At 62.4% G+C, this 14,678-nt stretch carries 13 protein-coding genes and 1 other RNA gene; 8 read left to right on the top strand and 6 right to left on the bottom strand.

Features of this window, described 5'->3' with window-relative positions; all coding sequences use genetic code 11:
* Positions 1-4 precede the first annotated feature (4 nt).
* Positions 5-1,486, top strand: coding sequence for a SulP family inorganic anion transporter (locus tag V7Q10_RS04505; RefSeq protein ID WP_333867941.1), 1,482 nt, complete (start codon positions 5-7; stop codon positions 1,484-1,486).
* A 44-nt stretch (positions 1,487-1,530) separates the two neighbouring features.
* Here V7Q10_RS04505 and hemE read toward each other — a convergent pair whose 3' ends face one another.
* Positions 1,531-2,562, bottom strand: a complete 1,032-nt coding sequence (hemE, locus tag V7Q10_RS04500) for a uroporphyrinogen decarboxylase (protein WP_333867856.1) — start codon at positions 2,560-2,562, stop codon at positions 1,531-1,533.
* A gap of 99 nt (positions 2,563-2,661) precedes the next feature.
* Between hemE and hemC the strand changes: the two genes are divergently transcribed.
* Positions 2,662-3,597, top strand: a complete 936-nt coding sequence (hemC, locus tag V7Q10_RS04495; protein WP_333867855.1) for a hydroxymethylbilane synthase — start codon at positions 2,662-2,664, stop codon at positions 3,595-3,597.
* Here hemC and V7Q10_RS04490 read toward each other — a convergent pair.
* From V7Q10_RS04490 to V7Q10_RS04480, 3 genes are all read right to left on the bottom strand, one after another.
* Positions 3,594-4,784, bottom strand: coding sequence for an MFS transporter (locus tag V7Q10_RS04490; RefSeq protein ID WP_333867854.1), 1,191 nt, complete (start codon positions 4,782-4,784; stop codon positions 3,594-3,596). The two genes, hemC and V7Q10_RS04490, sit on opposite strands and share 4 nt — an antisense overlap.
* Positions 4,785-4,850: 66 nt before the next feature.
* Positions 4,851-6,263: an FAD-binding oxidoreductase gene (locus tag V7Q10_RS04485; RefSeq protein WP_333867853.1), complete on the bottom strand. Its 1,413-nt coding sequence runs from the start codon at positions 6,261-6,263 to the stop codon at positions 4,851-4,853.
* 81 nt (positions 6,264-6,344) lie between these two features.
* Positions 6,345-7,022, bottom strand: a complete 678-nt coding sequence (locus V7Q10_RS04480) for an arylesterase (protein ID WP_333867852.1) — start codon at positions 7,020-7,022, stop codon at positions 6,345-6,347.
* Here V7Q10_RS04480 and V7Q10_RS04475 point away from each other — a divergent pair.
* The 4 genes from V7Q10_RS04475 to ffs all read left to right on the top strand — a co-directional run bounded on the left by V7Q10_RS04475 (position 7,021) and on the right by ffs (position 11,581).
* Positions 7,021-7,701, top strand: a complete 681-nt coding sequence (locus V7Q10_RS04475) for an ABC transporter ATP-binding protein (RefSeq protein ID WP_333867851.1) — start codon at positions 7,021-7,023, stop codon at positions 7,699-7,701. The two genes, V7Q10_RS04480 and V7Q10_RS04475, sit on opposite strands and share 2 nt — an antisense overlap.
* Positions 7,698-10,193, top strand: coding sequence for an ABC transporter permease (locus V7Q10_RS04470; protein ID WP_333867850.1), 2,496 nt, complete (start codon positions 7,698-7,700; stop codon positions 10,191-10,193). The genes V7Q10_RS04475 and V7Q10_RS04470 overlap by 4 nt, the downstream gene beginning before the upstream one ends.
* A gap of 129 nt (positions 10,194-10,322) precedes the next feature.
* Positions 10,323-11,324, top strand: a complete 1,002-nt coding sequence (iolG, locus tag V7Q10_RS04465; protein WP_333867849.1) for an inositol 2-dehydrogenase — start codon at positions 10,323-10,325, stop codon at positions 11,322-11,324.
* 159 nt (positions 11,325-11,483) lie between these two features.
* Positions 11,484-11,581: signal recognition particle sRNA small type (ffs, locus tag V7Q10_RS04460), an RNA gene on the top strand.
* Positions 11,582-11,588: 7 nt separating this feature from the next.
* On the opposite strand, the gene rsgA is transcribed toward ffs, so the two are convergent.
* The gene (gene rsgA / locus V7Q10_RS04455) at positions 11,589-12,608 is read right to left on the bottom strand and encodes a ribosome small subunit-dependent GTPase A (protein ID WP_333867848.1); all 1,020 of its coding nucleotides are present in this window, start codon (positions 12,606-12,608) and stop codon (positions 11,589-11,591) included.
* Between the two features lie 120 nt (positions 12,609-12,728).
* On the opposite strand from rsgA, the gene mog reads away from it, so the two are divergent.
* The gene (gene mog, locus V7Q10_RS04450; RefSeq protein ID WP_333867847.1) at positions 12,729-13,253 is read left to right on the top strand and encodes a molybdopterin adenylyltransferase; all 525 of its coding nucleotides are present in this window, start codon (positions 12,729-12,731) and stop codon (positions 13,251-13,253) included.
* On the opposite strand, the gene V7Q10_RS04445 is transcribed toward mog, so the two are convergent.
* A complete protein-coding gene (locus V7Q10_RS04445) occupies positions 13,250-13,663 on the bottom strand; it encodes a DUF4864 domain-containing protein (protein WP_333867846.1) in 414 nt (137 codons plus the stop codon). The genes mog and V7Q10_RS04445 overlap by 4 nt on opposite strands.
* A gap of 152 nt (positions 13,664-13,815) precedes the next feature.
* Here V7Q10_RS04445 and V7Q10_RS04440 point away from each other — a divergent pair, with 152 nt between their 5' ends.
* Complete coding sequence (locus tag V7Q10_RS04440; protein ID WP_333867845.1) at positions 13,816-14,487, top strand: hypothetical protein; 672 nt, start codon at positions 13,816-13,818, stop codon at positions 14,485-14,487.
* Positions 14,488-14,678 lie beyond the last annotated feature (191 nt).

Raw genomic sequence — 14,678 nt, 5'->3', positions numbered from 1 at the left:
TTTGATGACGACCTATCGCCAGCAATGGTTTGGCAATATTCGCGGCGATCTTTTGTCGGGGCTGGTGGTGGCGCTGGCGCTGATCCCCGAGGCGATTGCCTTTTCGATCATCGCAGGGGTGGACCCCAAGGTTGGGCTTTACGCCAGTTTTTCCATCGCGGTGATCACGGCGTTTTTTGGCGGCCGGCCGGGGATGATTTCGGCGGCCACAGCGGCGACGGCGGTGCTGATGGGCACATTGGTGCGTGAACACGGGCTGGATTATCTGCTGGCCGCGACCTTTCTTGCCGGGCTGTTGCAGGTGGGCATGGGGCTGGCCAAGCTGGGCTTTGTGATGCGCTATGTCTCGAAATCGGTGATGACGGGTTTTGTCAACGCTTTGGCGATCCTGATCTTTTTGGCGCAATGGCCCGAGATTGACCCGATGCGCGTTGGCTGGCTGACCTATGCGATGTTGGCGGGGGGGCTTGCGATCATCTATCTGTTTCCGCGCCTGACCAGACTGGTGCCTTCGCCCTTGGTTACCATCATCGTGCTGACCGCGCTGAGCATGGCGCTGGGGCTGGATGTGCGCACGGTGGGCGATATGGGGCAATTGCCCGATGCTTTGCCAAGCTTTCTGATCCCGAATGTGCCCTTTACCCTGGACACGCTGCTGATCATTTTTCCCTATTCCTTGGCGGTTGCGGTGGTTGGGCTTTTGGAAAGCCTGATGACGGCGCAGATCGTGGATGAGATGACCGACACCTCGTCGCATCGCAATCAAGAGTGCATTGGTCAGGGCATTGCCAATACCGCGACCTCTTTCATCGGCGGCATGGCGGGCTGTGCGATGATCGGGCAATCGGTGATCAACGTGAAATCCGGCGGGCGCGGGCGGCTTTCGACCTTTACCGCCGGTGTGATGCTGTTGATTTTCTGCGTCGGTTTGGGGCGCTGGGTCAGCCAGATCCCGATGCCTGCGCTGGTGGCGATCATGATCATGGTCTCGATCGGCACGTTTTCCTGGGCCTCGATCGGCAATCTGCGTACGCATCCGAAATCGTCTTCGGTGGTGATGCTGGCGACGGTGGTCACGGTGGTCTGGACGCATAACCTTGCTTTGGGGGTTTTGGTGGGCGTGCTTTTGTCGGGGATCTTTTTCGCCGCCAAGATTGCGCAGTTGTTTGGCGTGAAATCGACGCTTTCGGCCGATGGGCAAGTGCGCACCTATGCGGTGCATGGTCAGCTGTTTTACGGCTCGGTCGAGGATTTCACCCGTGCGATCAACTTTCGCGAGGGTGCTGCACAGGTGGTGATTGATGTCACCCACGCGCATATCTGGGACATCTCTTCGGTGCAGGCGATTGATTCTGCGGTGATGAAGCTGCGGCGGCGCGGGTCTTTGGTGTCGATCATCGGCATGAACGAGGCCACCGAGACGATCATGGACAAGCTGGCGATCCACGACAAAGATGGCGCGCTGGATGTGGTGTTAGAGCATTAAAAAAAGGGGCCCTCGGGCCCCTTTTTCGCCAAGGGACAGCGGCTTTAGGCCTCGCGCACCGTGTCGATCATCAGCTGCACATTGTCGGGGTTGGCGTCGGGGGTGATGCCGTGGCCAAGGTTAAAGATATGCGGGCCGCCGCGAAAGGCTTTGACGACATGGCGGGTTGCTTCGACCAGCTCTTGCCCGCCGCTGACCATATGGTGCGGCGCAAGGTTGCCTTGCACGCAGCCGTCGATCTGCACATGCGCCGCAGCCCATTCCGGTGTCACCGAATTGTCGATGGCCACGCAATCAGCCCCCGTGGCGCGGGCAAAGCCTACATAGCCATCACCGCCTTCACGCGGGAAAGCGATAACCGGCAGGCCGGGGTGCATCGCCTTGAGCGCCGAGATGATACGGGCGGCGGGTTTGACCGCGAAATCGGTGAAATCTTGGCCCTTGAGGCTGCCTGCCCAAGAATCAAACAGCTTGACCACTTCGGCCCCAGCCGAGACTTGCGCCGACAGATAGAGAATCGTTGCCTCGGTGATCACGTCGATCAGGGCGGAAAAGGCCGCGCGGTCGCTGGATTTCAGCGCATGGGCCGGGCCTTGGTCCTTGGTGCCACGGCCTGCGATCATATAGGTCGCCACGGTCCAAGGCGCGCCCGCAAAGCCGATCAGCGTGGTTTCGCGCGGCAGTTCTGCGGCCAAAAGTTTGACGGTTTCATAGATCGGCGCAAGGGTTTCGTGGATGTCAGCAATCGGGCGCAGGGCGCGCACGCCCGCCATATCGCCGATGGTCGATAGCCTTGGCCCCTCGCCGGTTTCAAACCACAGATCTGCGCCAAGCGCTTGGGGCAAAAGCAAAATATCGGCAAACAGGATTGCCGCATCAAAGCCATAGCGCCGGATGGGCTGCAAGGTAACTTCTGCCGCCAGCTCGGGGTTGTAGCACAGCTTCAGAAAATCGCCGGCCTCGGCGCGGGTGGCGCGGTATTCCGGCAGGTAGCGGCCGGCCTGACGCATCATCCAAATCGGCGGCGTGGGCAGGGTTTCGCCTGCAAGCGCGCGGAGAATGGTTTTCTTTGTCATCGGATGCTCCCTTACTAACTTCCCTTGAGTTGCCTTGCTGAGGCCTGTTGTCAAGAGAGTGCTGCTTGAAAGCGTAATCTGAGATGGCTATGCATAGCTATGACATATTCGCTTCCCACCCCCGACCAGACCTTCAAGATCGGCACACGCGGATCGCCCCTTGCCCTGTGGCAGGCCCATGAGGTGCGGCGCTGCCTGCGCTTGGCCTTTGACCTGCCCGAAGCGGCCTTCGAGATTGTGGTGATCAAGGTCACCGGCGATCTGGTGCAAGACCGCGCGCTGAAAGAGATCGGCGGCAAGGGTCTGTTCACCCGCGAGATCGAAGAGGCCTTGCTGGATGGCAGCATCGACATCGCGGTGCATTCGATGAAGGATATGCCAGTGCTGCAACCTGAGGGGCTGCTGCTGGATTGCTATCTAGAGCGCGCCGATGTGCGTGACGGCTTTGTGTCGCTGCATGCCAGCGGCATTGCCGATCTGGCGCAGGGCGCGGTGGTGGGGTCTTCGTCTTTGCGCAGGCGGGCGCAATTGGCGCATCGGCGCGCCGATCTGCAATTGGTGGAATTTCGCGGCAATGTGCAGACGCGGATGAAAAAGCTGGGCGACGGCGTGGCGGATGCGACGTTTTTGGCGATGGCAGGGGTAACACGTTTGGGCATGGCCGAGGTTGCGCGCCCGATCGAGGTGTCAGAAATGCTGCCAGCCGTGGCGCAGGGCGCGATTGGCATCGAACGTCGGCTGGATGATCTGCGCGCCAAGGCGATGCTGGACGCCATTCACCACACCGCCACCGGCCAGCAACTTGCGGCAGAGCGGGCGTTTTTGGCGCGGCTGGATGGCTCTTGCGAGACGCCGATTGCCGGGCTTGCGGTGATCGAGGCGGATCAGCTGTGGCTGCGTGGCGAAATTTTGCGCCCCGATGGCTCGCGGGTGATCACGGGTGAGATTCGCGGCGCGGTTGCCGATGGCGCTGCCTTGGGCGAGGCTTTGGCCGATCAGCTGCTGGCAGAGGCGGGTGCGGGCTTTTTCGACTAGGCGGTGTTGCGGTCGACCCAAAACAGGCCAAAGGCACCCAAAAGCGCGATGCTGACGCCAATAAAGGCCACGGTGGTATAGCCGCCAATCGCCGTGCCGCTGGCAAAGGCAAAGGCGACCAAGACATCCGAGATCAGCTTTTGCAGCGCCAGCATCGCGCCTGCGGTGCCGGGGCGGCCTTGCAACAGGTCTTGGTAATAGGCGATGGGCAGCGCCAGCATGGTGGTGCCGCCGACCCCTGCCACCAAGGTCATGCCCCAGATCAGCGGGCTTGCGGCCAAAAGCGGCAGTGCGATGACATGGCAGCAATAAAGCGCCACGCCCAAACCGATCAGCGTCGAGCGTTTGAAGTGCCGCGCCACCCGTGGCAGCAAAATCAGGCAGGGCACTTCCCAGCCCGCCACAAGCCCGACATAAAGCGCCACATCCGCAGGGCCGCGCTGGGCCGATTGGTCAAACACCAGCGAGATCACCGTCATGTAAAGCCCGCCAGACGAGGTGATGGCCCCCAGCAACAGCAGACGGATCAGCACATTGGGGGCGGCAATCTCGCGGAAGGCTTGTTTGAAATTTAACCCCGAGCGCGCATCAACCCAATCGGTCTGCCCGTCGCGGGGCCACAACAGCAAGATCAGCGTCAGCAATCCCAATCCCGCCAGCGCCCCCGAGACATAGACCGCCGTCACCGCGATATTGGCTTCAAAGGCAAAGGTCCAGAACACCAGCATCGCCAGAAACGCCAGCGAAAGGGCGGCGCGCACGGTGCCCAAGATGCCGTCGCGGCCCTCGGCCTGCGGATGCACCAGCCGCGCCAGTGCAAACAGCTGGCCAAAGATGCTGGACCCAATCGGCACCAAGATGCCGTGGCATAGGATCAGCGAGATCGTGCTGGGAAAGAACAGCATCAGCGCCATGCCCAGCAGGCTTGACGCGGTGGCAATCAGCGCAATCAGCCGACGGTTGCCATGTTGATCGCCCAAAACCCCCGACAGCACCGAAGCCGAAACCGCCGTGGCCGAGGCCAGCACCAGCAACAGCGCAAAGGCGGGTTTTGACAGGCCGATCACTTCGATGGCGATCAAGGATTGATAGGGGTAGGTCGAGGCGTTGAACACGCCGACCAAGAACATCGCCGCCGCAATCATCCGAAGCGTGGGGTTGCGCGAAATAAGGGTGAACGCTGACACGGTAAGCTGCCTTCCCAGAAGCGCAACGGCTAGCCTTCGGCGCGCGCCTTGTCCAGTGCCGCCGCGTTAAGGCGCGGGAATAACCTTGCCGGGATTCATGCGGTTGTCAGGGTCAAGTGCTGCCTTAATGGCGCGCATGACGTCCAGCGCCACAGGGTCTTTGCGCCGCTTCATCGAGGCAAGCTTCGAGAGGCCAACGCCATGCTCGGCCGAAAACGATCCGCCCAGCGCCTGCACCTCGTCTTCCACCGCTTCGATGATCCGATCGGCATGTGCGGCAGAGGGGTCCGAGGGGTAGACGGTGAAATGCACATTGCCGTCGCCCAGATGCGCCACCAGAATCGTCTCGGCGCCAGCATCAAGCTGCGGCAGGCGGGCGCTGATGCGGTCCAGAAAGGGGGCGACCAGATCGGTCGGCAGACAGATGTCAGTGTCAATTGTGGGTTGGCGCGAGGTCATCACCTCGGAGGCCAATTCGCGCCGCTGCCACATCGCGGCGCGTTGCGCTTCGGTCTGGGCGATTTCGGCGTCTTGCACCATGCCTTCGGCCATCATCTGCGCCAGCGTGGTTTCCAAAAGCCCGGTCAGTGGCAGGCTGCCATCGGCCATTGGCGTGGTGTCATCCGGGCGCAGGCTGCCCAGTTCGACAAGGATCGTCACCTCGGCAGCAGGGCTGAACGGCTGGCGGATGTCGGGACGCGCGCGGGCCATCTGCGCCATATAGCTTGCAGGCATATATTCAAACGCCTCGACAGCGCCGCCCGAAGCCGCTTGCAGCCGGTTCAGCAGGATCAGCGCATCGGGCAGGCTGCGCGCCGAAAGCGTGGCGGTGGCATAGGCGCGCGGCCGCGGCACCAGCTTCATCACCGCGGCAGTGATCACGCCCAAGGTGCCCTCGGCGCCGATGAACAGCTGTTTCAGATCATAGCCCGAGTTATCTTTGTGCAGCGCGCTCATCAGGTTCAGGATACGGCCATCGGCCAGCACCACCTCGAGCCCAAGGCACAGCGCGCGGGTCGAGCCATAGCGCAGCACATTCGATCCGCCGGCATTGGTTGACAGCACGCCGCCAATCATCGCCGAGCCGCGCGCGCCAAACCACAGCGGAAAATACAGATCTTCGGCCTCGGCGGCCTTGTGCAGGCTGTCAAGCACCACACCAGCCTCGACAATCGCCAGCCGCGCAGCAGGGTTGATCTGGCGGATGGTGTTCAGCCGCTCGACCGAGAGGATCAGCCCACCCACCGTCATCAACCCGCCCGTCAGTCCGGTGCGCCCCGAGGCTGGCAGCACCGCCACCCCATGGCGCGCCGCGATCTGCATCACCTGCGCCACCTCGGCGGTATCGGCAGGGCGCACGGCGGCGATGGGGTCGGCGTGATAATGATGCGTCACATCGGCAGTATAGCGGGCCAGATCCGCGCCGGTTATCACATGGGCCGCGCCAAGCGCTGCGGTCAGATCGGCGATCAGGGTCATCGGTGCCTCCACTTTGCCAGCAAGGTTGCGCAAAGCGTTGTTTCGCACAAGGGGGCTGTGACATGGGATGCAGGGTTCAGTTTAGGGCGTCTTGATCTGCGCCAACAAGGCTTGCACTTCGGGCCCCAGCGTTTCCAGCAGGGTGACAACGCCTTTGGCATTGGGGTGAATGCCGTCGGCCTGCATCAACTGCGGGTCAAGCTGGCCTTGCGGTGTCATCAGCGGATCGAAATAGGGGCTGGCAAGCAGTGCGCCATGCGCCTGTGCAAGCTCTGCAAACATCGCGTCGAAGCTGGCTTGATAGGCAGCGCCGTAATTTGGCGGTGCGCGCAGCGCCACCAGCAGCACCGGCAGATTGCGCGCGCTGATCCCTGACAAGATCGCGTCAAGATTGGCGCGGGCAAGGCCGGGGTCAAGCCCGCGCAGCATGTCATTGCCGCCAAGGTTGACCATCACCGCCTGCACATCTGGCGTCAGCGACCAGTCAAGCCGCGACAGCCCGCCTGCGGTGGTATCACCCGACACACCGGCGTTCAGCACCACCGCAGGCGTGCCATGCGCGGCCAGCCAAGCCTGCAACTGCGGCACCAACCCGTCTTCGGGGGGCAGGCCATAGCCTTCGGTCAGGCTATCGCCCAAAGCCAAAAGCGTGACAGGAGCGGCGGAAACTGGCGCTGCGACAAGAAAAAGCGCAATGGCCGCATTGCGCAAATGCAAAAGCGGCTCATATCTGAGGAAAGCTTTGAAAGTGATGTACATGACCGATCCCGTTTTAACCCTGACCCATGTTGGCCTGACCCTTGCGGGCAATGCCGGAGCCGTAACAATCCTGAAAGACATAAGCCTGCAAGTGGCCCAAGGCGAGAGCTTGGGGCTGATTGGGCCGTCAGGGTCGGGAAAATCTTCGTTACTGATGCTGATGGGCGGGCTAGAGCGGGCCACCTCGGGGCAGATCACCGCGCTGGGCGCAGATCTGGGCGGTTTGGACGAAGACGGGCTGGCCAAGTTTCGGCGCGGTCGCATGGGGGTGGTGTTTCAGTCCTTTCACCTGATCCCCACCATGACGGCCTTGGAAAACGTCGCCCTGCCGATGGAGATTGACGGCATCCCCGATGCCTTCGCGCGGGCCGAGGCAGAGTTGCAAGCGGTGGGCTTAGGCGGGCGGTTGCAGCATTACCCCTCGCAGATGTCGGGGGGCGAGCAGCAGCGCGTGGCGCTGGCGCGTGCCATGGCGCCACGGCCCGCGATTTTGCTGGCGGACGAGCCGACGGGCAATCTGGATCAGGTCAATGGTGCGGCGATTATGGATTTGATCTTTGCGCTGCGCGACCGGCATGGCGCGACCTTGGTTCTTGTTACCCATGCGCCCGAACTTGCCGCGCGCTGTGACAGGGTGGTGCGGCTGGTCGATGGCCAGATCGCGAGGGCTGCGGCATGAGGCTTGCTTGGGCGATTGCGCGGCGCGAGTTGCGCGGCGGCTTGCGGGGGTTTTGGGTGTTTCTGGCCTGTCTGTCGCTGGGGGTGGCCGCGATTGCTGGCGTCGGCATGGTGCGCTCGGCCATTCAGGCGGGGTTGAGCGAACAGGGCGCGACGCTGCTGGGCGGCGATGCGCAAGCCAAATTCACCTACCGCTTTGCCAGCCCAGAAGAGCGCGCCTATCTGGACAGCATTGCCAGCAAAGTTTCAGAGATTGTCGAGTTCCGCTCGATGATCTCGGCGGGTGACAGCAATCTGCTGACGCAAGTGAAGGCTGTTGATGACGCCTATCCTTTGCTGGGGCAGGTGGCGCTGCAAGCGGGCAGCTTTCCGGCGGTTTTGGCCGGGCGCGGTGCGGTGATGGACGGGATCTTGGCCGATCAGGCGGGGCTGGCGATTGGCGACAGCTTTCGGCTGGGCGGTGCCGAGTTTGTGCTGCGCGGCCGCCTGAACAGTGAACCTGACAGCGCCACGGGCGGCTTTGCGCTGGCGCCGCGCACCATGGTGCTGCGCGCCGATCTGGAAGGCTCGGGCCTGCTGAATGCGGGCAGTTTGTTTGACAGCTCTTACCGGATGATCTTGCCTGCGGGCGCGGATCTGGCGGCTTTGCAAGCGCAGGCCGAGGCGCGCTTTCGCGAGGCGGGGTTGCGCTGGTCAGACAGTCGCCGCGCCGCCCCCGGGGTGGAACGCTTTGTCGAGCGGATTGCCGCGTTTTTGGTGCTGGTTGGGCTTGCGGGCTTGGCGGTGGGCGGTGTCGGGGTTGCCGCAGCGGTGCGCAGCTATCTGGAGGCCAAGCTTGCCACCATTGCCACCCTGCGCACTTTGGGTGCAACGGGCGGGCTGGTGTTTCAGACCTATTTTCTGCAAATCGCGGTGCTTTCTGCGTTGGGCGTGACGATTGGTCTGATGCTGGGCGTCGGTCTGCCGCTGCTGTTTGGCGGCATGATCGAGGCCGCGCTGCCGTTTCCGGCCCATATCAGCCTTTATCCGCGCGCGGTGGCAGAGGCTGCGTTTTATGGCGTGACCTCGGCCTTTCTGTTTGCGCTTTGGCCACTGGCGCGCAGCGAGGGCATTCGCGCCGCAGCGCTCTATCGGGGCGGTGTTGCCGGTGGCTGGCCAAGGCCGCGCTATGTGCTGGCGCTGATTGGGCTGGCGGTGCTGTTGATTGGCGGCGCGGTGGTGTTTTCGGGCACGATGACTTTGGCGCTGGGCACGGCGGCGGGGCTGATTGCGGCGCTGGCGGTGCTGGGGCTGGCGGCTTGGGGCTTGCGGCGTTTGGCGCGCAGGCTGGCGCGGGCCAAAGCGCTGCGCGGTCGGGTGGCGCTGCGCTTGGCGCTGGCCTCGATCTCGGCACCGCGGGCCGAGACGATGCAGGTGGTGCTGGCCTTGGGTCTGGGGCTGACGGTGTTGGCAGCGGTGGGGCAAATCGACGCCAACCTGCGCGCCGCGATCACCCGTGATCTGCCCACCCGCGCGCCTGCGTTCTTTTTCGTGGATATTCAGCCTGATCAGATTGACGGCTTTGTTGCCAAGATGCAGGCCGATCCTGCGGTCACCAAGATGGAAACCGCGCCAATGCTGCGCGGTGCCATCACCGAGATTAACGGCGAAGACGCGCGCAAGGTGGCGGGCGATCATTGGGTGCTGAACGGCGATCGTGGCCTGACCTATGCCGATGCAAAGCCCGGCAATGCCAAGGTGACCGCTGGCAGCTGGTGGCCCGAGGGTTATGACGGGCCGCCGCAGATTTCTTTTGCCGAGACCGAAGCGAAAGAAATCGGTCTAAAGCTGGGCGATAGCCTGACCGTCACAGTTTTGGGCCGGCCAATTACCGCCAAGATCACCAGCTTTCGGGTGGTGGATTTTTCCAACGCGGGCATGGGTTTTGTGATGACGATGAATGCCGCAGCCCTGCGCGCGGCCCCCCATACCAATATCGCCACGGTCTACGCTGACCCCTCGGCCGAAGCCACGATCCTGCGCGGGGTGGCCAAGGCCTATCCCAATGTCACCGCGATCAGCATTCGCACCGCGGTCGCACGCGTCAGCGAGGCGCTGACGGCGATTGCCGAAGCCACCACCTTGGCGGCCTTGGCGACCTTGCTGACCGGCTTTGTCGTGCTGATCGGTGCGGCAGCCTCGGGCGAGCGGGCGCGGGTCTATGAGGCTTCGGTGCTAAAGGTGCTGGGGGCTTCGCGCGGGCGTATCCTTGCCAGCTTTGCGCTGCGGGCGGGGTTGATGGGAGCAGCCGCCGGAGTGGTGGCGATTGCAGCGGGGGCGGCTGGTGGCTGGGCGGTGATGCGCTTTGTGATGGACAGCGCCTATCATTTCGAGGCCGGCTCGGCCTTGGCGATTGTGCTGGGTGGGGTGGTGGCGACGCTGCTGGCCAGCCTTGTCTTTGTGCTGCGCCCGCTTTCGGCACGACCCGCGCAGGTGCTGCGCTCGCAAGAGTAAGGCCGCGCAGCAGGCAATGATATTTTTCGGTTGTTTGGGCGTAAATTTGGAATATTAGTTCCATAAGCTGCGCAGATTGCGGCCAATGACACAGAGGTTGCGGGGGCAAGCCCCAGTAGGAGAGAGACGATGACGGTAAGATTTGGTCTTTTGGGCGCAGGGCGCATCGGCAAGGTTCACGCCAAAGCGGTGACGGGCGATGCCAATGCAAAGCTCGTCGCCGTGGCCGATGCCATGGCCCCGGCAGCGCAGGCGATTGCGGATCAATACGGCTGCGAAGTTCGCAGCATCGAAGCGATCTTGGCTGCCAAGGATATTGACGCGGTGGTGATCTGCACCCCCACCGACACCCATGCCGATCTGATCGAAGCCTTTGTAAAGGCTGGCAAAGCGGTGTTCTGTGAAAAGCCGATTGATCTGTCGCTTGCGCGGGTGAAGACCTGCCTTGAGGTGGTGCGCGCCCATAAAGGCACGCTGATGGTCGGCTTTAACCGCCGCTTTGACCCGCATTTCCGCGCCGTGCGGGCCGAGATCGACAAGGGCACCATTGGCGAGCCCGAGATGGTTGTGATCACCTCGCGCGATCCGGGGGCGCCGCCGGTCGATTATATCAAACGCTCGGGCGGGATTTTCCGCGATATGACCATCCATGATTTTGACATGGCACGGTTTCTTTTGGGCGAAGAGATTGCCGAAGTTGTGGCCACGGCTGCGGTGCTGGTTGACCCGGCAATCGGCATCGCAGGCGACTTTGATTCGGTGCAGGTGATGCTGAAAACCGCATCTGGGCGGCAGGCGATGATTTCGAACTCGCGCCGCGCCACCTATGGCTATGATCAGCGCATCGAAGTGCATGGATCAAAAGGCGCTGTCTCGGCCGAGAATCAGCGCCCGGTCTCGATCGAGGTGGCGACCGCTGCGGGCTATACCCGCCCGCCGCTGCATGATTTCTTTATGACCCGCTACACCGAGGCCTATGCCGCCGAAATCGCGACCTTTATCGCGGCGCTTCGCGGCACAGGCAAGGCAGAGCCGACGGGCGAAGATGGGCTGATCGCTTTGGCCTTGGCCGAGGCTGCGCTGAAATCTGTGGCCGAAGCGCGCGTGGTCAAGATGTCCGAGATCCTTTGATCTAAGGCATTGATTTAAAATATTTGCTGCGCAGCATTTTCCCCGAATGCTGCGCAGCATTTTTTTGACCACTGGCAGGCAAGGGCAGGCAGTTTCGCGCGAAACCCCTGTTGTGCGGCAGCATCTTGCGAATCCATCGGGGCGGGCCTATATGAGGGGCGAGAGGTTGGCGCGGGTAAGCGCCTCGCCAACCCGGTCAGGTCCGGAAGGAAGCAGCCGTAACGAGCCCCGCTTGGGTCGTTGTCAGCCTCTCACCCTTTTCCCCTATTTTTTCGGCGCGCGCCATTTTGTGGCGGATTTCTTGGTGTGCTTGCCAGCGGCCCGCACCCGCGAGGTGGCCATGGCGGCGGTATTGGTCTTTTCCTCGGTGACCAATTTGCGCCAGCGCGGCAGGCGTGCGGCGTCGATGCTGCCCGCCGCAATCGCCGCCTGCACTGCGCAGCCCGGTTCATGGTCGTGCTGGCAATCGCGAAAGCGGCACTGCGCCGACAGATCAATCAGATCAGAAAACAGAATGTCGATGCCATCGGCCACATCGGTCAGCTGCAATTCGCGCACGCCGGGTGTGTCGATCAGCCAGCCGCCTGCGGTCAGCGGCAAAAGGTTGCGCGCGGTGGTGGTGTGGCGGCCCTTGGCGTCAACCTCGCGGATGTCGCCGGTGGCCTGATTGGCGCCCAGACTGTTGGCGATGGTCGATTTGCCGACGCCTGACGATCCCAGCAGCACCGCCGTTTGGCCCTTTTGCACCCAAGGCGCAAGCGCGGTTGCCACCTCGGCCGATTTGGCGTTCAGCGCCAGCACCGACAGCCCCGCCGACAGCGCCGCCGCCGCCGCAACAAAGGCGGCAGGGTCTGCCAGATCGGCCTTGGTCAGCAGCACCACCGGCGTGATTCCCGCCGAATGCGCCAGCACCAGATAGCGCTCGATCCGGGCGGCATTGAAATCGCCGTTGCACGAGGTGGTGATGAACATCGTATCAACATTGGCGGCAATCAATTGCGCTTCGGTGCCCGTGCCCGCCGCGCGGCGTTGCAGCAGGGTTGTGCGCGCAAGCACGCGTGCCACCCGCGGGCCATCGCACAGCACCCAATCGCCCACCGCCATCACCGTCACCGGCAGGTTAGGCGGACAGAGCAGCTCGATCGGGCCAGAGGCGGCAATCGCCTCGACACGGCCGCGATGCAGGGCGGTCAGCCGCGCAGGCGGCAGCATCGCTTCGGCTTCGGTGATGTCGTCTTGCAGGCTGGCGGTCCAGCCCAGATCGGTCAGATTTTGCGGGATCAAGCGGCGTCCTTTTGACCCGTTGCGGGTTCGCGCCAGTCTAGGCGCTGCGCGGGGCTGCGGCAAGGCTGGGGCTTGCACCTGCGCCCAAATGCAGGGAACGTGGCGAAAAAGGAGACTGATATGGCCCGCATTGCTGTTCTAACCGTGTCTGACCGCGCCTTTCGCGGCGAATATGAAGATCGCGGCGGACCGGCTTGCGAGGCATGGCTGCGCGGGGTGATCACCTCGGAGGTTGAGATTCTGCGCCAAATCACCCCCGATGGTCGCGTCGAAGTGGCCGCAGCGCTGCGCGATTTGGCCGATACTTGGGGCGCGGATCTGATCTTGGCCACTGGCGGCACGGGCCCTGCGCCACGCGATCAGACCCCCGAAGCCATGGCGGATGTGATCACTATGGAGCTTGCAGGCTTTGGCGAGGCGATGCGGGCGGCCAACAGCCGTGTGGTGGCCACGGCGATCCTGTCGCGGCAAAGCGCAGGGGTGCGCGGCAAAACGCTGATCATCACGCTGCCCGGCAGCCCCAATGCGATTTCGACCAGCCTAGAGGCGATCTTCGCCGCCGTGCCTTATTGCCTTGACCTGATCGGTGCGGCGCGGATCGAAACTGATCCTGCCGTGATCAAGGCGCATCGGCCAAAGACCTAGGCGCCCAACTCTTGCTGCGGCAAAAGCTGCACCGCGTTGATCTGCCAGCCATCTGGTGTTTCGACCATCATGTAATCCAGCAAAAAGCCGCGGCCTTGCAGATCGGTCACCAGCACCCGCTGCCACAGGTTTCCTGCGACGCTGCGCAGCTCTAACATGCGCACGGCCTGATGCTGCCAGACCATCGGATAGCCGCGCTTGACCATGGCTTCAAAGTTTTCAACCGGCCCAAACAACTGCCTGATATTGGGCGAGGCATAGTCATAAGCGCGGAGGAAATCATCTGCGGCCATGGCGTCAAGCTGGGCCTGAATGGTCTGCTGAATCGGCGCTTCTTGGGCAGGTGCTGGCTCGGTCAAGACCGCCAGACTAAGGCATGCACCAAGCACAGCAGCAAGAGGTTGTCGCATCGCAGCTCCTGTTTTCTAGGCCATTACATCGTTAAAACTAATCCCAGAACGGCTAAGGTCAAATCACAGCCGTGTCAGCCCATCCGCACATCGGTTGCGCGGGGGCGCTGCACAGGCTATCGATGACGGGTCTCTGCGTGAAAGGATCTTGGATGCGGTTTTTGCGTTTTGCTGTTTTGGGCGGCCTGATGGCTGTGCTGGCAGCCTGCCAAACCAACGATCTGAAAGAACCGCCGCCACCCTTGGGCGATTTTGTGCTTGGGCTGAATATTGCCGTGGCGGATAACGTGCAAAAGGTACCGATTTCGCGCGATGCCGACCCCAAAGTTTGGGAGGCTGCGGTAAAATCCGCGATTGCGGACCGTTTTGGCCGCTATGAGGGCAAGCGGATTTACAACATAGGCATCTCGATCGACGCCTATGCGCTGGCGCCTCCGGGGATTCCATTGGTGTTCTCGCCAAAATCGATTCTGGTGGTGACCGCCAATATCTGGGACGATGCAACAGCCACCAAGCTGAACCCCGAGGGCAAGCAATTCACGATCTTTGAAGGCGCATCGGCCGATACAATGATCGGGTCCGGGCTGACGCAAACCAAAAAGAAACAGATGGCGACGCTGTCCTATAATGTCGCCAAATCTGTAGAGAAATGGCTGTTGACCCATCCCGAGTGGTTTGATCCGGCGCAGTTGCCCACAAGCGCTGCACCCGTGCCAAACCTTGAAACGCCAAGCCGTGCAGCGCCGGTCAAGCCGAAACCGAAATCCGAGGCGATCCGCCCCAAGACCGCAGCAACCTCGCCCAGCATCGGCGCCACCCCCTAGGCGCATGGGGCGCCTGCGGTCGGCAATCTCAAGCCAAAGCGGCGGCAGGTCTTGATTTTCGCCGCAGCAACGGCTAGATGCCCGCCCGTGTAGAACAAGGGCCCGCTGTTGGGCCCCCTAACTCAAGGGCGCCCGACATGGCAAAGGCAAAGTTTGAACGGAATAAACCGCACGTTAACATCGGCACGATT

It is taken from the genome of Cypionkella sp. (assembly GCF_036782355.1).
In the GTDB taxonomy this organism is placed as follows: Bacteria; Pseudomonadota; Alphaproteobacteria; order Rhodobacterales; family Rhodobacteraceae; genus Cypionkella.
Note: the sequence above shows the minus strand (reverse complement) of the source record. Positions and strands in the feature narration are given on the sequence as shown.